A 21,776-nucleotide genomic window follows, 5' to 3' on the forward strand; every position below is an offset into this window, starting at 1 on the left:
GGCCCACGATCCGCCCCAGAGGCGCAGAAAGGGAGGTTGGCAAATGGTCCTCACCATCCTGTCGGAAAACCGCTCAGACAGCCCGTTTTTGGGCGCTGAACACGGCTTGAGCATCTATTTGGAGGCCGGCGGCCGCCGCCTCCTCTTCGACATGGGGGCCAGCGGCCTCTTCTGGGAAAACGCCCGGACGTTGGGGATCGACCTGTCGTCGGTGGAGATGGCCTTTCTCTCCCACGGGCACGACGACCACAGCGGCGGACTGCCCACCTTTTTGGCGGGCAACGCCCGCGCCTCCGTCTACCTGCGGGAGGGGTGCTTTGCCCCCCTCTTCTCCCGCTCCGGCGACGGCTGTCGGCCCATCGGGCCCGACCCCGCCCTCGCCACCTCCCCCCGGCTGGTGTTCACCGGCGCGCAGGAGCGCCCCGCAGAGGGTCTGCTCCTCTTTTCCGACTTATGTCGGCGGGAGCACTGGCCCTCCACCAATCGAAACCTGCTGTTGGAAGAGGACGGTGTTTTGGGCCCCGATCCCTTCTTGCACGAGCAGTACCTGCTGGTGCAGGAGGGGGGGACCGCCCTTCTCCTCTCGGGCTGCGCCCACCGGGGGATCGAAAACATCGTGTCCTGCTGCGCCCAGCACCTGGGGCGGGCCCCGGACGCGGTGGTGAGCGGCTTTCACCTGACCAGCCCCCGCAGCGGCCAGGCCGCCGGAGCGCCGGAAGTGCAGGCGGTAGGGCGGGCCCTGGCCGCCTACCCCCACACCCGCTACTACACCTGTCACTGCACCGGGGAAGGTCCCTTTGCCGGGCTGCAGGGGGCGTTGGGCGACCGCCTGTTCCCCCTGCATGTGGGGCAGCGCCTCGCCCTGTGATCCCTCGCCGGCAGCCCGGCAGAGGCGCGGTCTCGGAATTTCAGAAAACCCGAGAAATGGGCGGCGTTTTGTGGTAAACTAGATAGGAACTTTTGGCGGCCAAACCGCATTTTCCCAGGGGGCAGCCCGTCTGCCCCGGCCGCCGGTAAAAGGGGGAAGCCCATGGCATCCAAACGAAAGCAGAACTTTCTGGTACAGGGGACCATCCTGGCGGTGGCCGGGATTTTGGTCCGCCTCATCGGAATGGTCTACCGCATCCCCATGGCCAACATCCTGGGGGAAGACGGAAACGGCATCTATTCGGTGGCCTTCGGCATCTACAACATTGCCCTCACCCTCTCGTCCTACGCCCTGCCGCTGGCCCTCTCCCGGTTGGTGAGCCAGCGGATCGTTCAAAAGCAGTACCGCAACGCCCACAATGTCTTTCAAAAGACCCTCCTGTTGGGGCTGGCCACCAGCACCGCCGTCTCCCTGGTCCTCTACTTCGGCGCCGGCTGGCTGGAAAACCTCTACGCCAGGGACGGGCTGGCCGCCCCCCTGAGGGTGTTGGCGGTCACCACCTTCATCATGTCGATGGTGGGCACCCTGCGCGGCTTCTTCCAGGGGCGGGGCACCATGATGCCCACCGCCCTCTCGCAGATCTTTGAGCAGATCGTCAACGCGGTGGTGAGCGTGTGGGCGGCCTACGCCTTTGTCACCTCCAGCCCCAGCCTCTCGCAGACAGCTTCGCGCGGGGCGGCGGGGGGAACGGTGGGCACCCTGGCCGGCGCCGCCACCGCCCTACTGCTGCTGGTCGTCGTCTACGCCCTCTACCGGCCCACCGTCATGCGCCAGATCCGCCGTGACCGCACCGAGGTGGAGGAGAGCGGCGGTCAGGTCTTTCGCATCCTGCTGCTGACCATCCTCCCGGTGATCCTCAGCCAGACGGTCTATCAGCTGGGGAACACCGCCGACGACCTGATTTTCGGCAACATCATGCAGGCCAAGGGGATGGCCGCCACCGCCGTCAGCTCGCTGCAGGGGGTCTTCAACTCCCAGTACGTGCTGCTCATCAACGTGCCGGTGGCCATCGCCTCGGCCATGGCGGCCTCGGTCATCCCCAGCATCGTCGCCTCCCAGACCCTGGGGGACCACCGCGAAGTCTGCCGCAAGGCCGATTCGGTGATCAAGTTCAACACGGTCATCGTCCTGCCCTGCGCGGTGGGGCTGGCGGTGTTGGCCCGGCCGATCATCACCCTGCTCTTCCCCAGCCTGGTCACCTACCGGGATCTGGCGGTACACCTGCTGGAGGTGGGGTCCTCGGCCGCGGTCTTCTACGTCCTTTCCACCATCACCAGCGCCATCTTGCAGGGGTTGGGCTTTATGCGCACCCCGGTCAAGCACTCCGCCATCGCCCTGGCCATCCACCTGGTGTTGATTTTGGGGCTGCTCTGGTTCACCGACCTGGGGGTGTACGCCCTGGTCATTGGCAACATCACCTTCCCCATGACCACCTGCCTGCTCAACTGGCGGTTTTTGCGGGCCCGCCTCCCCCACCGGCAGAACCTGAAAAAAATCTTCCTGGCCCCCCTCCTCTCCTCCGCCCTCATGGGGCTTGTGGCCTGGGGCGGGTACCACCTGCTGCACCTGCTGGTCAAGAGCAACCTGGTCTGCACCCTGGTGGCCATCCTGCTGGCCGTCGGCTGCTACTTTGTGTTGGTGCTGGCCCTGCGGTGCTTCTCCAAAAAAGAGCTCTACGAGCTCCCCCTGGGCCGCACCATCGCCACCCTGGCAGGCCGGTTGGGATTGCTGAAATAAACGCAACTAAAAAAGTGCTGTCCGATCGGACAACACTTTTTTTGCTCACACCCCACACAGGCGGGTGGATCGGGATCGTCTGAAAGACGGTCTTTTTTACCTCGACAACTGCGGCCCCCCATGCGGGTGGTGGATGGGGATTTTGCAGACTTTCAAGCGTCGGACAACGCTACTCCATCTCCCGGTAGTACCGGCACATCTGCAGCAAGAGCCCCTTATAGCGGGCGGTGTCGGTGGTCATGGCCACCCAGGTATTGGCGGGGGCCACTCCTGCGGGGTCCGCCACCGTCTCGCCGTCCCGGTCACCGGCATCGTCCCGCACCCAGACATGGCGCTCTTCCCCGCCGCAGACGGCGCCGTCCATCGCCCAGGCCACGGCGATGGCGTCGTGGATGATGTTGGAATCCTGCCCTTTGACAAAGGCATTGTGGCGGGAATAGGCGAAGAGCTCCTTGAGCAGCGCGGCCTTGGGGCCGTCGCCGCAGGCGGCGATGAGTTCGTCCAGATCCGCCTCGCTCAGGGCGCCGTCACAGGTGGCGTTGAGCCCCACCATGTGGGTGGGCAGCTTTTCAAAGCAGATGCGGGCGGCGGTGGGGTCTTTAAAGATGTTTGCCTCGGCATAGGGGCTCTGGTTGCCCATCTCAATGCCGCCGCCCATGATGTAGAAGCGGGAGATGAGGCCCGGCAGGTCGGGATAGCGCATCAGGGCCTTGGCCACGTTGGTCAGGGGGCCGACGGCAAAGAGGAGCAGTTCGCCCTCCGCCCGCACCGCCTCGCGGTAGATGACGTCGCAGGCCTCGTCCTCATCCAGGGGCTGGCGGCCCTCCGGCAGGAGGATGCTGGCGATGCCGGTGCTGCCGTGGATCGGGCTCACATAGTCGTCGCCCCGGTCGTATTTCTTAAAAAAGGGCTCTTTGGCCCCCGCCGCCACCTGGGCGCCGATGGCCAGCACCTCGTTGAGGGCGCGGGCGTTGTAGAGGGTCTTCTTCAAGGGCATGTTGCCGTAGACCGCCGTGATGGCCCGGATGTCAAAATGGGGGCAGCTCTGGGCGAGGGCCAAGGCAAAGGCGTCGTCCACACCGGGGTCGCAGTCGATGAGCACGGGAATGCGCGTCACAGGGATCGCCTCCAAACAATTTAGTCTTGTCTCCATCATACCAGATGACAGCGGGTGGGCAAAGGACAAAAGACCTGTTGATTGGAAAACCGCAGGGGCATGGCAGCCGCTTTTTCAAAAGAAAAAAGGTCCACATCGATCGATGTGGACCTTTGCTGGCTGGGGTAGAAGGATTCGAACCTTCGGAATGACGGAGTCAGAGTCCGTTGCCTTACCGCTTGGCGATACCCCAATATTTTCTTGGCGTCAGCAGTATTTATTATACCCCAAAAAAGGGAAAAGTCAACCTGTTTTTGCATTTCTTTTTTATTTTTTCCTCGCAAAAAAAGGTGGTAAAGCAACTCCCTCTCTTCCCTCCGCCCACGGGAAAAGCGCCCCGCCGATTGGCGGGGCGCTCCCTGCGAGAGAAAAAAGCGAGAGGCGAAGTTACTTCGCGGAGTTCTCGTAAGCTTCGATCATCTTTTTGACCATCTGGCCGCCCACGGAACCGGCCTGCTTGGAGGTCAGGTCGCCGTTGTAGCCCTGTTTCAGGTTCACGCCAACCTCGTTGGCAGCTTCCATTTTGAACTTGTCCATCGCTTCGCGAGCTTCGGGAACAACAATTTTATTGCTAGACATGATACATACACTCCTTAAAAAATAGATGTTATTTGCGTTTGCAATAGTAGTATGGCCGCACCCGCCAACACTATAACTGGAAATGTTTTCTCATCTTTTTCTGCATTTTAAAGGGTGTTTGACGACGGCGGGAGCCCGAGGAAGAGGGAGACGGCCGCCGCCGCCAACAGGGTGTACCCGCCGCTGATCCCCGGCGGCAGAGGCAGGTCCTGGGGGTCGGCCAGCCGCCCGAAGGGGCCGTGGATGGGCCGCAGCAGGCTCACCACCGGCTGGCCGTCCTGGCAGCTGGAATAGGTGAGGGTGTCCCGCAGGGACATGCCACAGCTGACGACCTGCCCCCGCACCTCCCCCGTCTGGTGGAGCCAGGGAGCGTCTTCCTGCCGCACCACAAAGCCGCCGGCAAGGGCGTTGGGCGGGAGGGGTGCGCCCCTCGCCCCCTCTTTGATGACCACCAGGCTCTGCCGCCAGCGCAGGGCGTCCCAGCCCTCGCTCTCAAACAGGCCGTACGTCCGCCCTTCCCGGGAAAATACAGCGGTCTGCCCGCTGCGGCAGAGGAGGGCTTCCCCCCGAAAGAGGAGCTTTTCCACCGCCCGGGGGATCCTTCTGTCCCCACTTGGCCCCAAAAACAGAATCGGGATCAATCGCTCATCACCACTTTGCCTTTTCTGCCGCCGTCCGGCGGCCATTCCCCCTTATTCTGCCCAGGATTTGCCGCCGCCACACTTTTGCGCAAAAAAAAGAGACCGCCTCCCAGAGGCGATCTCTCGTTTGAGCGATTTGATTGCTTTGGCGCGCGCAAATTGCAAAGGGGGCATGCAGTCCTCCCCCGTTTGCCTGTCAGCGGCCGCCCAGCAGCTTGGCAATGGTCTTGAGCAGCCCGCCCGCCTGGCCGCCGGTGCTCACCAAGACGGGGCGCTCCCGGCAGAGGGGCGGTTCCGGCTGGACCGGCGCCGCCTTTTTGGGCAGGGGCTCCTCCCCTTTGGCAGGGGCGGGAGGCGCCTCTTTGGGGGGCGGCGGGGCGACAGCGGGGGCGATGGCGGGGAGCTTGCCGCCGCTGAGCTGGCCGCGCATCTCCTCCAGCCGCAGCTGGTAGAGTTCGACGGTGTCCTCCATCCGGCGGAGGTTGCCCTGCATCTGCGCCGCGGCCGTCCGCAGGGTCTCGCTCAACCCGGCCACCTGGTCCCCCAGCTGGCCCATCTCCCGGGAGAGGGACTCCAGCTCCGCCAGGGCCCGGTCCCGCTCCTCCCGGCCCTGGCGCTTGCCCTGGCGCACCAGGTCGGCGGCCATCCGCTTGGCCTCCACCAGAGCGCCCGAAATTTCGCCCTGGCGCTCCTCATAGCCTTTGAGCTTCTCCTGGTACTGGCGCACCATCTCCTGCAGCTCGTCCCGCTCGGAGTGGAGACCATGGATCTCCAGGTCGCTGCGGCTGAGCTTGTCCCGCTGGGCGTTGATCTGGGAGTTGAGAAAGACCACCTTTTCCCCCAGTTCTTTGGCGCCCTCCCTCTCCTGCTCCAACAGCCCGTCCAGGCTGTCGATCCGCTCCCGCAGGGCGGCGTTTTCGTCGCGCAGGGTGTGGGTCTCCCCCTCCAGCTCGTCGATGCGGCTCAGCAGCTCGCTGCTGGCCTTTTGGTTTTCGGCGTTGAGCTGCTCGATATAGGCCAGCACATCCGCCTTGCGGAAGCCGCCGATCGCGCTCTTAAACAATCCGTCCATGACACCCACCCTCTGCTCGGTTTCGATGTTGCCAGTATACCACGCCCGCCCTCAAAAAACAATCGAATTACCCCCGCAGGCAGCAAAAAGGGAACCGTTCCCTCTCGGGGCCGGTTCCCGCTCTCGCAGGGGCGACGATCAGTTGCCCTTGTTTTTGAAGATGTTCATGATGGAGTCGATGTCCTCTTCCATCGAGTCGTCCCGGGACTTGAAGGTGTAGTCGGGAATGCCGAAATCGGCCTTGTTCTTCTCGTCAAAGCCGGTGGCGATGACGGTGATCTGCATCTCGTCCTGGTAGCTCTCGTCAAAGGCGGCGCCCCAGATGATGGTGGCGTTGGGGTCGGCGGCCTTGGTGATCTCGTTGGAGGCGATGGACACCTCGTCCAGGCTGATGTCGGGGGAGGCGGTGATGTTGATGATGACCCCCTTGGCCCCGGAGATCGAGGTCTCCAGCAGGGGGCTGGAGATGGCGGCAGCCGCCGCGTCGACAGCCTTGTCCTTCCCGCTGGCGCGGCCGACGCCCATGTGGGCGAGCCCCGCGTCCTTCATGACGGTGGTGACGTCGGCGAAGTCCAGGTTGACCAGGCCGGGGACGTTGATCAGGTCGGTGATGGACTGCACGCCCTGTTTGAGGACGTTGTCCGCCGCCGCAAAGGCGTTGATGAGGGTGATGGGGGTCTCGGAGATGAGGCTGAGGCGCTCGTTGGGGATGACCACCAGCGAGTCGACGTGCTCGCGCAGGGCGGCGATCCCCTCTTCGGCCTGCTCCATCCGCCGCTTGCCCTCAAAGGGGAAGGGCTTGGTGACGATGCCCACCGTGAGGATGCCCTGCTCTTTTGCCACTTCGGCCACCACCGGCGCGGCGCCGGTGCCGGTGCCGCCGCCCATCCCGGCGGCGATGAACACCATCTGGGTGCCCTTGAGGGCGGAGGCGATGGTCTCACGGCTCTCCTCGGCTGCCTTCTGCCCCTTTTCGGGGAAGCCGCCGGCGCCGCGGCCCTGGGTCAGCTTGTCGCCGATCTGGATCTTCTGGGTGGCCACCGAGCGGTTGAGCGCCTGGCGGTCGGTGTTGACAGAGATAAATTCCACGCCCTTCATCCCGTCGTTGATCATCCGGTTGACGGCGTTGCCGCCGCCGCCGCCCACGCCAACGACGCGGATGGAAGCGACCTGGTCGAAATCGTCATCGAGAATAAAGCTCACTGTTTTCGTCCCCCTAAAATGTTTGTATCACAAGGCACAGCGCGGGGTGAAAGGGTTTTCATCTCCGCCGTGACGGCATTTTCAAAAAAATGTTTACCTACTCTTAAATTTAACAGATGTCACGAAAAATAGCAAGGGTTTTTTACACTTTCACACAGGAAATCGGGCTGCCCGCCGCCGGTTTTCGTCTCTTTTGCCACCCCAGTCACTGGGCGGCCCCCTCGCCCCCCTCGCCGGTGTCCTCCTGTCTCTTATCCACATCTAGATGTGTATAAGGGAAGGGGTGTACCCGCCGCTGATCCCCGGCGGCAGAGGCAGGTCCTGGGGGTCGGCCAGCCGCCCGAAGGGGCAAGGGGGTGGGCGGCAGCGGGGCCGTCGCCCCAGCGCCTGCACGGCGGCGGTGCCGGTCTTGGCCGTCACCTTGCCGGGGATGGAGGCGTCGAGGATGGTGGGCTCGGGGGAGAGGTCCTTTTGCACGATGATCTCGTGCACCAGCTGCAATTTGTACTCCAGCTGGTAGTCCGACCCCAGCTTGACCAGGAAGTACTTTCCGACCCGCAGGGAGATGTTCTGGGTGTCGCTGAGGTCCACCGACTGCAGCCCTTCCAACCCCACCGCGCTCACCGCCTGGTGGATCTCCTCCAGCAGGGGGAGCTTGTCCGGGTCGTCAAACTGCAGCATCTCCCCCAGTTCGCCCTGCTTGGCCTTGACCCCGGAGATGAGGTAGACCCCCTCGGGCAGGGAGACCTGGTTTTTGGCCATGATCCGCCCCGACTCGGAGAGGAGGGTATAGCCGCCCCCCTCCTGCTTGACAGCGGTGCGGGCCACCGCGTCCTTGGCGGTGATGGTCACGGTGGTGGGGAGGGTGCGTCCCACCTGGATGTCGTCGAGGAGGGGGAACTTGCGGTAGAGGGCCTCCTGCACCTCCCCCGCCTTGAAGCGAAAGAGGTTTTCCCCAACGCTCACCGGGCAGCCGCCCTCGATCTGCTGGGCGGTGTAGGCGGTGATCTCCCCCTCAAAGCGGATGGTGTCGATTTTGAAGAAGATGGAGACGGCCACCGTCGCCCCCACCACCAGCAGGCAGCAAAACAGCAGGAAAAAGCGGAACGCCGCCTTTTTGCGGCGCCGCTTCTGCCGCTTTTGGGCGATTGTCCGCTTGATCCGCTCCCGCTCCTCCAACTCCTCCTGGGTCATGGCGACGGCCCGGTAAAAGCCCTCTTCGGTGTACCCGGTGTTGTGGGTGCGCGGGATGTCCCGGCGCTGTGCCTGTTTTTTGACCTGTTTTTTTGGCTTCTTTTTCATCTGCTAAACCTTTTCCATCCGTCCGCCCAGTGCCTGGACGGCTCTGTCCAACTGTTCATATCCCCGCAGGATGTGTTCGATGCCGCCGATCTCGCTCTGCCCTGCCCGCAGGGCGGCGATGCAGAGGGCCGCGCCCCCCCGCAGGTCCACTGCCTCGGCCCGCCCGCCGGTGTAGCGGCTGCCGCCGGGGATGCGGGCCAGCCTCGGGCTCTTGAGCTCCACCTCGGCGCCCAGCTTGCGCAGCTGGGGCAGGTAGGCAAAGCGGTTTTCAAAGACCGTCTCTCTCATTTCGGTCTCCCCCTGGGCGGCGGCCAGCACCGCCGTCAGCAGGGGCTGGATATCGGTGGGCAGCCCCGGGTGGGGGGCGGTCACCAGCCCACCCAGCCCCCGCAGCTTCCCCGTGGAGCGCAGGCCCACCCGGTCGTAGCGCAGGGCCAGCTCGCAGCCCATCTTCTGAAAGAGGGGGAGGATGTTGTAGAGGGTCATGGGGGTGGTGTTGGTGAGGGCGATCTCCCCCCCGCAGAGGGCGCCCATGCAGAGGTAGGTGGCGGCGGCGATGCGGTCCACCATCACCGTGTACTCGCAGCCGTGGAGGGGCCGCCCCCCCTGGATCTTCAGCTCCCCGGTCCCCATCCCCGCGATCTGGGCCCCGCAGGCGGTGAGGAATTGGATCAGGTCCACCACCTCCGGCTCCCGCGCCGCACCGCGCAAGACCGTCTCCCCCTGGGCGGCCACCGCCGCCAGCAGCAGGTTTTGGGTGGCCCCCACGCTGGGGAAGGGCAGCTCGATGACCGCCCCGGTCAGCCGCGGCCCCTCGATCTCGATGGAGCCGTTTGCCCGGCAGACCGCCCCCAGCCGCTCAAAGCCGGAGAGGTGGTAGTCCAGCGGGCGGCGGCCCAGATCGCACCCGCCGGGGTAGGCGGCCTTTACCCGGCCAAAGCGGCCCAGCAGCGCCCCCATGAAGATGGAGGAGGAGCGCAGCGAGTGGGTGAGCGCCGCGGGGAGGGGCCGGTAGAAGGCGCAGGAGGTGTCCACCTCCCACTCCCCTCCCGACCGCAGGACCCGGCAGCCCAGGTACTCGAGGATCGCCGCCATGCTGCGGGTGTCCGCCAGGTCGGGACAGCGGTGGAGGACCACCTTCCCCCCCACCAGAAGGGCTGCCGCCAAAATGGGCAGACAGCTGTTTTTCGACCCCTGAACGGCCAGTTCTCCCCGCAGGGGGCGGCCCCCTTCCAATCGGTACATCGCCACAAAACCATCCCTTTCCGCCAGTGCTGTCCCCCCTCTTGCAGGGGGTATGCACCAGGGTATGCCCGGGGTGGATTTTGTGTGATTTCGCCGTTTGGGCGGGTCCTTTTCGCAAAAAGCGGGGCAAAAACGGCGGGTGGCGGCAGGGGGCTACCGGGCCAGCAGCTCCGCCAGCTCCCGGTAGATGCGCTCGTTTGCGTCGACGATGGCCAGCTTGCTGCTGGCCCGGCCCCAGGCCTCGATGGTCTCGGGGTGCTCGATGAGGGAGCGCACCTTTGCGATGAGGGCCGGGCCGGTCAGGTCCTTCTCCTCGATGATGGCGGCGGCGCCCGCCCGCTCCAGCACCTGGGCGTTTTTGAACTGGTGGTTTTCGGCCACGTAGGGGGAGGGGATGAGGATGGCCGCCTTCCCCGCCGCCTCGATCTCCGAGAGGGTGATGGCCCCTGCCCGGGAGATGACGATGTCCGCCGCCGCCAGGCAGCGGTCCATGTCCTCTATGTACTCCCGGCAGTCCAGCCCCGCCCGGGGCAGTTCGACCCCGCCCGCCCGCAGCCGGGCGACAAAGGCGTCCCGCCCGCTCCCGCCGTAGGCGTGGATGTGGCAGACGTTGGGGCAGTGCTTCTGGGTGTAGGCCATCAAGTCGGCCACCACCTCGTTGAGGGGGCGGGCCCCCAGGCTGCCGCCGAAGGAGAGGATGCAGATCTTCCCCTCCAGCTGGTAGTGGGCCCGGCTCTCCTTCGGCATGGCCAGCAGCACGCTCTCCCGGATGGGGTTGCCGGTGACCACGCAGTCCCCCTTGGGCTGCAAAAACCGCTGGGCCTCGGGCACCGCCAGCAGGACCTTGTCCACCTCTTTGGCCAGCAGCTTGTTGGTGATGCCGGGGAAGGCGTTTTGCTCGTGGATGGCCGTCTTGATCCCCCGCTTGGCCGCCGCCTGCAGGATGGGGCCGGCCACATAGCCACCGGTGCCCACCACCAGGTCGGGGGCAAAGTCCTTGAGGATCGCTTTGCAGCGGCCGGGCGAGGCCGCCAGGCAGCCCAGGGCCTGCAGGTTGTGGGCGATGTTGCCCGGCGAGAAGGAGCGCCGGAAGCCCAGCACCTTCATGGTGTAGAGGGGATAGCCCTCCCTGCCCACCAGCCGCTCCTCCATCGAGCCCTTGTTGCCCACAAAGGCGATCTCGGCGTCGGGGTGGTGCTTTTTGATGGTGTTGGCGATGGCGATGGCCGGGTTGATGTGCCCGGCGGTGCCGCCGCCTGCTAAGAGTACGCGCATAGCTTCACTTTCCCCACTTTCTGCCGCCCCAGACGGCGGCTTTTCGCGGCCCGGTGAAAAGGGCCTTTGAAAATGCCAAAGCGCGAAAGGCGCTGGGCGGGCCCCGGACAGCGGGGCCCGCCGCCCCTTTCGCGGCAAACGGCTATTTTTTCTCGATGTTGGCGTGCCGGGAGACCGAGAGGACGATCCCCATCTCCCCCAGCAGCATCAACAGCGAGGTGCCCCCGTAGCTGAAGAAGGGCAGGGAGATGCCGGTGTTGGGCACGGTGTTGGTGACCACGGCGATGTTGAGCAGCGCCTGCAGCCCCACCTGAAAGGTCAGCCCCAGCGCCAGCATGCTGCCGAATTTGTCCTTGGCCTTCATGGCGATGGCAAAGCCCCGCACCACCAGCAGGATGAAGAGGATGATGACGATCAGCCCCCCCACCAGCCCCAACTCCTCGCAGAGGATGGAGAAGATGAAGTCGTTGTGGGGTTCCGGCACGTAGAGGTGCTTCTGGCGGGAGTTGCCCAGCCCCAGCCCGAACACCCCGCCCGAGCCGATGGCCAGCAGCGACTGCACCGTCTGCCAGCCGTCGCCCTGCTTGTCGATGAAGGGGTTTTGCCACATCTCCAGCCGGGGGATGGCGTGTTCCAGCAGCGGGGTGAAGAGGAGGAGGAAGGCCAGGGCGCCGACGATGGCCACCCCGCCCATGACGAACCACTTGGTGCCGGTGCCGCCGATGAACATCATGGTGAAGCCGATGGTGACGATGAGGATGGTGCCCGACAGGTGGGGCTCCAGCACCATCAGCCCGCAGATGACCGCCAGCACCGCCATAAAGGGCAGCACCCCGTAGCGGAAGGTCTGCAGCCGCTTGTAGTTGACGTTGATCAGGTGGGCAAAGAGGACGATGACCGCGAACTTGGCCACCTCCGAGGGCTGAAAGGTGGTGAAGCCCAGGTTGATCCAGCGGCGGGCGTTGTTGAGGGGCTCCATAAAGAGCACCACGATCAAAAGCACCACCGAGAGGCCGATGAGGATGTAGCTGAACTTCTCGTAGATGTGGTAGTCGATCTTGGAGATGGCCAGCATCATGGTGACCCCGCCCACGGCGAAGATGCCCTGGCGGAGGATGAAGTGAAAGGAGTTGCCGTAGTTGTAGTAGGCAAAGGCGTAGCTGGCCGAGAACAGCATCACCAGCCCAAAGATCACCAGCACCAGCACCAACACCAAAAAGGTGGTGTCCATCTGGCCGGATTTCCGGACGGCCTGGCCACCGCTCCCCCGCTCCTCGCGAATTTGCTTGCGCAGTTCCCGGTTCCGCTTTTTCACCCGCGATCACCCCATTTCTCACACCGGCGGGCAACGCCGCCGCTCACACTGTCCGCTTTTCTCTCACATCCCCAGCACCCAGAAGACCGCCAGCACGCAGCCGGCCAGGGCCACCAGGGAAAAGACCGTCACGATCTTGACCTCGCTCCACCCGCTCATCTCGAAGTGGTGGTGGATGGGGGCCATCTTGAAGACCCGCTTGTGGGTCAGCTTGTAGCAGCCGATCTGGATGATGTCCGAGAGGGTCTCGCAGATGTAGACGATCCCGGTGAAGACCAGCACCACCGGCAGCCCGATGCCAAAGGCCATGGCCACCACGATGCCCCCCAAAAAGAGGGAGCCGGTGTCCCCCATAAAGACCTTGGCGGGGTGGAAGTTGTAGAGCAGGTAGCCGATGCAGCCGCCGGCCACCGCCGCAGCCAGCAGGGTGAACCCGGCATAGCCCAAAATCCCCGAGAGGACCAGGAAGCCCAAAGCCACCACAAAGGTCACCGAGCCCGAGAGCCCGTCGATGCCGTCGGTGAGGTTGACGGCGTTGACCGTGCCCACAATGATGAAGAGGGCCACCGGCCAGTAGAGCCAACCCAGTTCCACCGCGCCGAAGAAGGGGAGGCGCAGGGCGGTGGAGCGGCTGCCGGAGAAGTAGAGGGCCATCAGGTAGACCGCGCCGATGAGCAGCTGCAGCAGGAACTTCTCCCGCGCCCGCAGCCCCATGTTGCGCTTTTTCACCACCGAGATGTAGTCGTCCAAAAAGCCGACAAAGCCAAAGCCCAGGGCCATCAAAATGCCGTAGATCAGCCGGCTCCACTGCTGGGCGCCCACCGTCTGCAGGGCGGTCTTATCCCCCCAAAACAGGGTGCAGGCCCCCAGGGCGGTGGCCACCACGATGCCGATGATGAACATGATGCCCCCCATGGTGGGGGTGCCGCCCTTGTCCTTGTGCCAGGTGGGGCCGATCTCCTTGATGGTCTGGCCGTAGTGCAGCCGCTTTAAAAAGGGGATCAAAAAATACCCGGTGACGGCGGTGATGACAAAGGCGGACACCGCCGCCAATACCACTGGTAGTTGACTCATTGCTTCCCTCCCGGCAGCGCCCAGGGCGCCGCCTTCTCCTCTCTTTTTGCCCGTTTTTTCCGGCTTCTATTCCAAATCGGGTCACTCCATCGCCCCGTAGACGATCTCCAGCACCTCTTCCAGCTTCATCCCCCGGCTGCCCTTGACCAAAACGCAGTCCCCGGGGGCCAGCCAGCGGCAGAGCTCCTCGGCCAGCCGGTCCTTTTCATCAAAGCAGAAAACCGCCTTGCAGCCGGCCTCCCTCGCCCCTTGGGCGATCAGCCGGGCCTGCTCCCCGTAGCAAAACAGGGCGTCGATCCCCTCGGCCGCCGCGTCCCTGCCCACTTGCCGGTGCATCTGGGCGGAGTGCTCGCCCAGCTCCAGCATGTCGGCCAGGACGGCGGCCTTGCGGGCGCCGCCGAAATTCTGCCCCAACAGGGCGAGGCTGGCCCGCATCGAGTCGGGGCTGGCGTTGTAGCAGTCCTCGATGACGGTGATGCCCGCCAGCTTCTTTACCCGCTGGCGCATGCCGGCGGTCTGGTAGTCCTCCAGCCCCGCCACCGCCGCCGCCCGCTCAAAGCCAAAGGCCTCGGCCGCCCCCAGGGCCAGCAGGGCGTCGTAGACGTTGTGCTGCCCCAGGCAGGGGATGCAGGCGGGGTAGGCCGCGCCATCGGCATAGTGTACCACAAAGTGGGTGCGGTCGGTGTCGGAAGAGAGGGCGTCGGCCCAGATGTCGGCGTCCCGGTCGCACAGGGAGATGCGGATGATCCGCCGGGCGCCGTCGGCCCGCTCCACGGTGGAGAGCAGGTCGTTGTCCTCGTTGAGGACCAGGGTGCGCACCCCCTGCAGCCCCCGGGTGATGCTCAATTTCTCGGTGAGGATGTTCTCCCGGGTGCCCAGCTTCTCCAGGTGGGAGACGCCGATGTTGGTGAGCACCGCCACCTCGGGGCGCACCGCCCGGGTCATGGGCTCGATCTCGCCAAAGCCGCTCATCCCCATCTCGATGACCGCCAGCCGGGTGTCGTCCGTCAGCCCAAAGAGGGTGCGGGGCATCCCAATCTCGTTGTTCTGGTTGCCCTCGGTCTTGAGGGTCTTGCCAAAGGGGGAGAGGGCGGCGTAGAGCATCTCCTTGGTGGTGGTCTTGCCCACGCTGCCGGTGACCCCCACGCAGCGCACGTCAAAGAGCTGGCGGTAGAGCCCGCCGATCTGGATCATGGCGTCCAGGGTGTTGGGGCAGACCAGGCAGGGTCTGCCCTCCACGGCAAAGGCCGGGTCGGAGAGGACGGCGGCCGCCGCCCCCTTTTCAAAGGCCTGGGCCACAAAGGCGTGGCCGTCAAAGCGCTCCCCCCGGATGGCCACGAAGAGGCTCCCCTCCCCGATGGCGCGGGTGTCGCTGCTGACATCACAAACCGTCAGCTCCCCGGTGTACGAGGCGCCGATGGCCTCGGCGATCGCCTGTAAGCGCAGCGGTTTCATGGGCGCTCCCTCCTCTCTTCCAGGGCCCGCTTGACGATCTCGTGCTCGTCGAAGTAGACGGTGCAGGTGTCGATGGCCTGGTAGTTTTCGTGTCCCTTCCCGCAGAGGACCACCACGTCCCCCGGCCCGGCCTCGTCGATGGCCCAGCGGATGGCGTAGTAGCGGTCCACCTCCAGGTGGTAGGGGACGCCCCGGTCCCGCACCCCGGCGACGGTGTCCTCCAAAATCACATAGGGGTCCTCGTCCCGGGGATTGTCCGAGGAGATGACCATCAAGTCGGCGAAGTCGGCCACCGTGTTCGCCATCTTGGGGCGCTTGGTGCGGTCGCGCTTGCCCGCGCAGCCGAAGAGGACGATCAGCCGCCGCTTGACAAAGGGCTTGATGGTCTCCAGCAGGTTTTGCAGGGCGTCGGGGGTGTGGGCGAAGTCGCAGATGACGGTGAAGTCGCCGCTGTAAAGCACCTCCGCCCGGCCATAGACCCCCTTGCAGTGGCAGAGGCCCTTGGCCACCACCGCCAGGGGCAGCCCCAGGGAGAGGCAGACCCCGGCCACGCTCAGGACGTTGTAGACGGAGAAGAGGCCGGGCATCTTGATGTCCACCGGGCAGCGCTCCCCCCGGTAGCAGAGGGTGAAGGAGACCCCGTCGGCCCGCTGGCAGATGTCGCTGGCCGTCAGATCGGCCTCTCCCTGGGCCGAGCAGGTCAGCACTGGGATGCCGGCCAACTGGGGGATGCGGCGGCCGTAAGGGCAGTCGAGGTTGGTGACCGCCTGCCGGCACTGGGCGAAGAGTTTGGCCTTGGCCTGAAAGTAGTTTTCCAGGGTGCCGTGGTAGTCCAGGTGGTCCTGGGAGAGGTTGGTGAATGCCCCCACCTGAAAGGTGACCCCGGCCAGCCGGTTTTGGTCCAGCGCCTGGGAGCTGGCCTCCATCACCGCGTACTCGCACCCCGCCCGGCACATGTTGGCCAGCAGGCCGTGCAGGTCGTCGGGCTCGGGGGTGGTGAATTTGGCCGGCAGCTTCACCTCGCCGATCTCGTTTTGAATGGTGCCGATGAGCCCCACCTTGGCGCCGGTGTACTCCAGCACCTGTTTGATGAGGGTGGTGACGGTGGTCTTGCCGTTGGTGCCGGTGACGGCGATCATCTTGAGCCGGTCGGCGGGAAAGCCGTTGAAGGCCGCGCAGAGGGCGCCGTAAGCCGCGCGGGTGTCCTCCACCAGCAGTTGGCAGGGCAGCCCCAGGTCCCGCTGGGCCACCACGCAGACAGCCCCCTTCTCCACCGCCTGGGCGGCAAAGTCGTGGCCGTCGGCGCTGCCGCCGACGATGCAGCAAAAGACGCTGCCCTCCACCGCCTTGCGGGAGTTGGACACCACCGACGCCACCTGGGCGCCGCCGGCAGCGGCCGGGGCGGGCAGCCCCGCCGCCTGTAAGAGTTCTGCTAAAACCATTGCGCTACTGCCTCCAACCGTTTTGGATTTCCGGGTCATGGCGCCTCTGCCCGCCCCGCCAAACGGGGGCGGAGAGGCCGCCCTTCTGGGGGGGTGAAAGAGCCCCCCTAAAAGTAAATAGTATACTCTATTTTGCCCGCCAATGCAAAACGGGCCGTCTTTTTTTGCAGGGGCTAGTCGGCGGTGTCGTCGCTGACGGTCTTATCCCGCAGCTCCACCGTGACCACCGTGCCGATGGGCACTTCCTCCCCCTCGGCCACCGACTGGGCCACCGAGACCGAGCCGGTGTTGTCCGAGCCGCCGCCGGAAAATTTGATGTTGATCTTGGCGTTGGTGGCCACCTGGTTGACGGTGGAGGCCGACATCCCCACCAGGTTGGGCACCCGGGTCATGGTCTGCTCGGCGTCCTCCTCGGTGTAGAGGGTGATGGTGGAGCCCGCCGGGATGGCGGTGCCCGCCGCCGGGTACTGCTTGACGACCGAGTCGCCGTTGCCGACCTTGTTGTACTTGAAGCCCTTGGCCCGCAGGTCGGTCTCGGCCGCCTCCACCGTCTTGTCGGTGACCTTGGGGGCCGACACCATGGCCGCGGCGTCCCCCTCCTCGTACTGGGGGTCGATGCCGATGTAGGGCAGGATGTCCGCCATCAGCTTGCCCACCGACGGCGCCACCAGCGAGGAGCCGTAGATGCTGTAAGAGTGGGCCTCGTCCAGGAACATCAGCACCAGGATCTGGGGATCGTCCACCGGGGCGAAGGCCAGGAAGGAGGCCACGTAGGACGACTCCTGCCCGGAGCTCAGCTTCTGGGAGGTGCCGGACTTGCCGCCGATGCGAAAGCCCTTGACGTAGGCGTTTTTGCCCGAGGCGTTGGGGTCGGCGATGACGTGTTCCATGATCTCGGCGATCTGCTTGGAGGTGGACTCGCTGATGACCTGGCGCACCTCGGTGGGCTCGTAGTTTTCCACCACGTTGCCGTCTTTGTCCTGGATCTGCTTGACCACATGGGGCTGGTAGAGGTGCCCGCCGTTGACCACGGCGCACATGGCGGTGGCCATCTGCAGCGGGGTCACCGAGTTGGTCTGGCCAAAGGAGCTGGAGGCCAGGTCCACGGCGCTGAAGGTCTGGTGGTAGATGCTCTGCGCCTCGCCGGGCAGGTCGATGCCGGTCTTTTCGGTGAAGCCGAAGGCCTTGAAGTAGGTGGCGAACTTCTCCGCCCCCAGCTTTTCGGCGGTCATCATGAAGCCGGGGTTGCAGGAGTTCTTCATGATCTCCATGAAGTTCTGCTGCCCGTGGCCGCCCTTGGCGTAGCTGGCGCACTTGATCATCCGCCCGGCGACCATGTAGTAGCCCGGGCAGTAAAAGCCGCTGTCCTGGCTCACGACCCCCTCCTCGAGGGCGGCGGAGGCGGTGATGGGTTTAAAGACCGAGCCGGGCTCGTAGAGGTCGTTGAGGACCTTGTTGCGCCACTGGCGGGAGCGCTCGTTGGCGAGGGCGGTCTTGAGTTCGTCCCCTTCCAAATTGGCCACCCGCTCCTGGGCGGCCGGGTCGTAGAGCTCCATCGGCTCGTTGGGGTCAAAGTCGGGCTTGGTGGCCATGGCGAGGATCTCGCCGGTCTTGACGTTCATGACGATGCCGCCGCCCCGCTCGGAGGCGTGGTGTTCGTCCACCGCCTCTTGGAGATATTTCTCCAGATAGTGCTGGATGACCTCGTCGATGGTGAGGACCACCGTGTTGCCCTGCACCGCGTCGTAGATCTTTTCGTACTCGAAATCCATCTCGGTGCCGCGGGCGTTCTTGGCCGAAACCACCCGCCCCGGGGTGCCGGTGAGGTATTTGTCGTAGTAGCTCTCGACCCCGGCCAGGCCCTGGTTGTCGCTGCCGACAAAGCCCAGCACGGTGGAGCAGAAGTTGCCGTAGGGGTAGTAGCGCTTGGTGTCCTCGGCGGTGTAGATGGCGCCGATCTTGTTCTCGCTGGCAAACTGGAGCACCTTGTCGACGGTCTCTTTGTCCACCTTTTTCTTGAGGTACTCGTGGAAGTTGCTCTTGTGGCTCTTCTCTAGGATCTCGTCCTTCTCGACCTCTAAAATGGCAGAGAGCCCGGAGGCGATCAGTTCCCTCTGGGCGTCGTCTTTGATGTCGTTGGGGGAGAGGATGACGTTCCACACCGTGTTGGAGGTGGCCAAAACGTTGCCGTTTCGGTCGGTGATGTCGCCCCGGGTGGGGTTGATGACCGTGTCGCGCAGCTGCTGTTCACTGGCCAGGTCGCGGTATTCCTTTCCCTTGAAGATCTGTATATTCACCAGGCTGCCGAACACGGTGCCAAAGCCGATGATCACCACCAAAAAGAGGATGATATAGACCCGCATGTGCATCTTTTTCGTCGGTTTCATAATGCAGCTCTCTGCCCCCTTTGCCAAAAAAAGGGTCAAGATTTTCTCTCAACCCTCTCAACTCATTCCTATTGGATTAAAGGCCCAGGTATTCCTTTATTTTGCTGCCGATGGTCCCCAGGATGCCCTTGGCCGGGGAGTCGTTTTTTGCCACATAGACCTTGTTCTCCTGGTTGAGACTGACGTACTCGACCTGCTGGTTGTCCACCTTGACCAGCCCCAGGGTGTTCTGGGCGTATTCCTCCACGTGGGCGAGGGACATCTTGCTCTCCACCTGCATGTTCAGCCGGGTGGTCTCACTCTGGGTGCTCTCCAGTTCGGTCTTGGCCGCCCGCAGATCGTCTCCCAGCTCCACCAACTGCACCCGGGAGTAGAGCATCATCCCCGCGAGGATGACCACCACCGCTGCCAGCAGGATCTTGGCCGCCGGGGTGCTCTTTTTCTGGGGCAGGGGCTTCTCATTTTTGATGACCCGCATCCGGGGCTCCCGGTTTTCAAAGAGCGACAGGTCGTAGGCCTGCGCCTCGCTGGTGTTTCGCATGATCACTTCATCCTCTCTCCGTGGGAATGGGTCCGCCCGCCTCCGGCAGCTTTTCGATGACCCGCAGCTTGGCGCTGTGGCTGCGCGGGTTCTCGGCCAGCTCTTCCGGGGTGGCGGTGATGGGTTTCTTGTAAATCAGCCTGCCCCGCGGCTTCTTGCCGCAGACGCAGACGGGAAAGTCGGGCGGGCAGGTGCAGCCCACCGTCCAACTGGCGAACTGGCGCTTCACCATCCGGTCCTCCAGGGAGTGGAAGGTGATGACACAGAAGCGCCCGCCCGGGGCCAGCCGGTCAAAGATGGCCTCCATCCCGGCGGCCAGGCTCTCAAACTCCCCGTTGACCTCGATGCGGATGGCCTGAAAGGTCTGCCGGGCAGGATTTTTCTCTTTTCGCCGCACCGCGGGTGGAAGGGCCGACTTGACCGCTTCCACCAGCTGGGCGGTGGTTTCAATGGGGTGCTGTTCCCGGAGCCGCTCGATCTTGCGGGCGATCTGCCGGGCGTATTTCTCCTCGCCGTAGGCGAAGAGGATGCGGGTCAGTTCTTCGGGGGAATAGCCGTTGACCACGTCGTAGGCCGAGAGGCCGGACTGGCTCATCCGCATGTCCAGCGGGGCGTCCGCCCGGTAGGAAAACCCCCGCTCGGGGGTGTCCAGCTGGTGGGAGGAGACCCCCAGGTCCAGCAGGGCGCCGTCGATGGCCTTGATGCCCAGCTCGTCCAGGGCGGGGGCGGCGTTTTTAAAGTCCTCCTGCACCACCTGGGCGCAGGGGTAGGGGGCCAGCCGCGCGCTGGCGGTCTTGACCGCGTCGGGGTCCTTGTCCAGGGCGATGAGCCGGCCGGTCGTGAGCCGCTTGGCGATCTCCTGCGAGTGGCCGGCGCCGCCGGCCGTGCCGTCCAGGTAGATGCCGGCGGGGTCGATGGCCAGGTTTTCCAGGCACTCCCCCAGCAGCACCGGCTTGTGGGAAAATTCCACCGGCTCTCTCCCCCCTCTGCGGGCTAGAAGCCCAGCTCGTCCATGATCCCGGCGATGTCGTCGGAATCGAGTTTGGCGCACTCCGCATCCCAGCGGGACTTGTCCCAGATCTCGGCGTGGTTGGAGGCGCCGACCACCACCACGTCCTTTTCCAGCCCGGCGTATTCCCGCAGAGCCGCGGGCAGGAGAATCCGCCCCTGCTTGTCCGGCTCGCACTCCACCGCGCCCGCAAAGAGGATGCGCTGGAAGGGCCGGGCCTTGGACATGGGCAGGCCCTTGATCTTTTCGGCGAGGAGGTTCCACTCTTCGTAGGAATAGGCAGCCAGACAGGCGTCGCCCAGGCTTTTGGTCACCACAAAGCGCACCCCTAAATCGTCCCGCAGCCGGGCCGGAAAGATCATCCGCCCCTTGGGGTCGATGTTGTGACTGTACTCCCCGATGAGCATCTCCTCACCCCCTTTGTGGTGTTTCGTGCCTTTTTCCACCACTTTTCACCACTTGAACCTATTATAGGGCCCGTCCCCTCAAAAATCAAGGGCCGGGCTCGTTTTTTTGGAATGTTTACATTTCCAATTGTTTCCTTAACCGCCGTTTTTTCAGGTCGTTTTTCACAAAAACGACAGAAGAACACTTCTTTTTTGTGCGCTCTTTTCCAGTCCTTTCCTCTCTTCTCTGGGCGGTGGGGGAAAGTGGGGGACAGGGTCGCCGGTGGGAGGAAGGGGAGGTCTTTCCTTTTTTAGAGAGGCAAAGGGGGCATTGAGCGCCCCCTTTGCCGGGAGAGAGTGCCTCCTTTACCAGGAGAAAGCGTCCTCTTTGCCAGGATTGAGCGCCTCCTTTGCCAGGATTGAGCGCCCCCCCTTTGCCGGGATCGAGTGTCCCCTTTGCCGGGATCGAGTGTCCCCTTTGCCGGGATCGAGCGCCCCCTTTTCCGGGATCGAGCGCCCCCTTTTCCGGGATCGAGCGCCCCCTTTGTCAGGATCAAGTGCCTCCTTTGCCAGGATCGAGCGCTCCCTTTGCCAGGAGGGAGCGTCCTCTTTGCCGGGATCGAGCGCCCCCTTTGCTGGGATCGAGCGCCCCCTTTGCTGGGATCGAGCGCCCCCTTTGCTGGGATCGAGCGCTTCCTTTGCTGGGATCAAGCGCCCCCCTTTGCTAGGAGAGAGGGGGCTGCGCGTTCGCCCGAGAGCCGCCCCCCTTTTTCTCCGGCCGGGCGTGCCCGGAAAACACAGGGCATATTCCCCTCCTGGACCGCCTTATCCCCCAAAAGCGGTTTGCCACAAAAGCGCGCAGGGACGGCCGTTCAGAGGTGACTTCCCCCTTCTCCTCTCCACACCGCCACCGCCCGGCACCGGCGGAATGCCCCCCGCACGGCGGCGGCGCTCCGCCCCCTTCCCCGTGGGTGGGATCGAAAAAGCGAGGACGGCTCCCTCTCCAAATGGGGGGTTGCCACCCGGCAG

At 64.4% G+C, this 21,776-nt stretch carries 18 protein-coding genes and 1 tRNA gene; 2 read left to right on the forward strand and 17 right to left on the reverse strand.

Translation table 11 applies throughout. The features are described 5' to 3' along the window. The first annotated feature begins 43 nt into the window (after nt 1-43). Together BN3266_RS03635 and BN3266_RS03640 are read left to right on the forward strand one after the other, a co-directional pair. Nucleotides 44-868: an MBL fold metallo-hydrolase gene (locus tag BN3266_RS03635; protein ID WP_059003886.1), complete on the forward strand. Its 825-nt coding sequence runs from the start codon at nt 44-46 to the stop codon at nt 866-868. Nucleotides 869-1,030: 162 nt separating this feature from the next. Then, nucleotides 1,031-2,665, forward strand: a complete 1,635-nt coding sequence (locus BN3266_RS03640; RefSeq protein WP_059003888.1) for a putative polysaccharide biosynthesis protein — start codon at nt 1,031-1,033, stop codon at nt 2,663-2,665. Nucleotides 2,666-2,834: 169 nt separating this feature from the next. Here BN3266_RS03640 and BN3266_RS03645 read toward each other — a convergent pair whose 3' ends face one another. From BN3266_RS03645 to mraZ, 17 genes are all read right to left on the reverse strand, one after another. Next, the gene (locus BN3266_RS03645; protein WP_059003890.1) at nt 2,835-3,782 is read right to left on the reverse strand and encodes a nucleoside hydrolase; all 948 of its coding nucleotides are present in this window, start codon (nt 3,780-3,782) and stop codon (nt 2,835-2,837) included. A gap of 156 nt (nt 3,783-3,938) precedes the next feature. Further along, nucleotides 3,939-4,014, reverse strand: a tRNA-Gln gene (locus tag BN3266_RS03650). 194 nt (nt 4,015-4,208) lie between these two features. Next, entirely contained in the window at nt 4,209-4,400 is a 192-nt protein-coding gene (locus BN3266_RS03655) for an alpha/beta-type small acid-soluble spore protein (protein WP_059003892.1), read from the reverse strand. 107 nt (nt 4,401-4,507) lie between these two features. After that, nucleotides 4,508-4,987, reverse strand: coding sequence for a hypothetical protein (locus BN3266_RS03660; protein WP_044992213.1), 480 nt, complete (start codon nt 4,985-4,987; stop codon nt 4,508-4,510). Between the two features lie 250 nt (nt 4,988-5,237). Continuing rightward, nucleotides 5,238-6,113 (reverse strand): hypothetical protein, encoded by an 876-nt coding sequence (locus tag BN3266_RS03665; RefSeq protein ID WP_021658877.1) that lies wholly within the window; start codon nt 6,111-6,113, stop codon nt 5,238-5,240. A gap of 138 nt (nt 6,114-6,251) precedes the next feature. Next, nucleotides 6,252-7,316: a cell division protein FtsZ gene (gene ftsZ / locus BN3266_RS03670; protein WP_021658878.1), complete on the reverse strand. Its 1,065-nt coding sequence runs from the start codon at nt 7,314-7,316 to the stop codon at nt 6,252-6,254. A gap of 261 nt (nt 7,317-7,577) precedes the next feature. Next, complete coding sequence (locus BN3266_RS03675; RefSeq protein ID WP_059003894.1) at nt 7,578-8,618, reverse strand: cell division protein FtsQ/DivIB; 1,041 nt, start codon at nt 8,616-8,618, stop codon at nt 7,578-7,580. A 3-nt stretch (nt 8,619-8,621) separates the two neighbouring features. Further along, nucleotides 8,622-9,863 carry a UDP-N-acetylglucosamine 1-carboxyvinyltransferase gene (locus BN3266_RS03680; protein WP_082671634.1) on the reverse strand — a complete coding sequence of 414 codons (1,242 nt, stop codon included), beginning with the start codon at nt 9,861-9,863 and terminating at the stop codon, nt 8,622-8,624. A gap of 153 nt (nt 9,864-10,016) precedes the next feature. Then, the gene (gene murG / locus BN3266_RS03685) at nt 10,017-11,138 is read right to left on the reverse strand and encodes an undecaprenyldiphospho-muramoylpentapeptide beta-N-acetylglucosaminyltransferase (RefSeq protein ID WP_059003898.1); all 1,122 of its coding nucleotides are present in this window, start codon (nt 11,136-11,138) and stop codon (nt 10,017-10,019) included. A 142-nt stretch (nt 11,139-11,280) separates the two neighbouring features. Next, nucleotides 11,281-12,453, reverse strand: a complete 1,173-nt coding sequence (gene ftsW, locus BN3266_RS03690) for a putative lipid II flippase FtsW (RefSeq protein ID WP_021661171.1) — start codon at nt 12,451-12,453, stop codon at nt 11,281-11,283. Nucleotides 12,454-12,516: 63 nt separating this feature from the next. Then, on the reverse strand, nt 12,517-13,527 hold the full coding sequence (gene mraY, locus BN3266_RS03695; RefSeq protein ID WP_021661170.1) for a phospho-N-acetylmuramoyl-pentapeptide-transferase: 1,011 nt from the start codon (nt 13,525-13,527) through the stop codon (nt 12,517-12,519). 81 nt (nt 13,528-13,608) lie between these two features. Then, the gene (locus BN3266_RS03700; RefSeq protein ID WP_059003900.1) at nt 13,609-14,982 is read right to left on the reverse strand and encodes a UDP-N-acetylmuramoyl-tripeptide--D-alanyl-D-alanine ligase; all 1,374 of its coding nucleotides are present in this window, start codon (nt 14,980-14,982) and stop codon (nt 13,609-13,611) included. Beyond that, nucleotides 14,979-16,424 carry a UDP-N-acetylmuramoyl-L-alanyl-D-glutamate--2,6-diaminopimelate ligase gene (locus BN3266_RS03705; protein WP_059003902.1) on the reverse strand — a complete coding sequence of 482 codons (1,446 nt, stop codon included), beginning with the start codon at nt 16,422-16,424 and terminating at the stop codon, nt 14,979-14,981. The genes BN3266_RS03700 and BN3266_RS03705 overlap by 4 nt, the downstream gene beginning before the upstream one ends. Before the next feature lie 173 nt (nt 16,425-16,597). Continuing rightward, nucleotides 16,598-18,811, reverse strand: a complete 2,214-nt coding sequence (locus tag BN3266_RS03710; RefSeq protein WP_021661167.1) for a penicillin-binding transpeptidase domain-containing protein — start codon at nt 18,809-18,811, stop codon at nt 16,598-16,600. A gap of 76 nt (nt 18,812-18,887) precedes the next feature. Then, complete coding sequence (locus BN3266_RS03715) at nt 18,888-19,358, reverse strand: hypothetical protein (RefSeq protein WP_059003903.1); 471 nt, start codon at nt 19,356-19,358, stop codon at nt 18,888-18,890. 1 nt (nt 19,359) lies between these two features. Further along, nucleotides 19,360-20,322, reverse strand: coding sequence for a 16S rRNA (cytosine(1402)-N(4))-methyltransferase RsmH (gene rsmH, locus BN3266_RS03720; RefSeq protein WP_059003905.1), 963 nt, complete (start codon nt 20,320-20,322; stop codon nt 19,360-19,362). Between the two features lie 23 nt (nt 20,323-20,345). Further along, nucleotides 20,346-20,768 (reverse strand): division/cell wall cluster transcriptional repressor MraZ, encoded by a 423-nt coding sequence (gene mraZ, locus BN3266_RS03725; protein ID WP_021661164.1) that lies wholly within the window; start codon nt 20,766-20,768, stop codon nt 20,346-20,348. Between the last annotated feature and the right edge of the window lie 1,008 nt (nt 20,769-21,776).

Origin of the sequence: Bittarella massiliensis (ex Durand et al. 2017), assembly GCF_001486165.1 — a bacterium.
Classification (GTDB): Bacteria; Bacillota; Clostridia; order Oscillospirales; family Ruminococcaceae; genus Bittarella; species Bittarella massiliensis.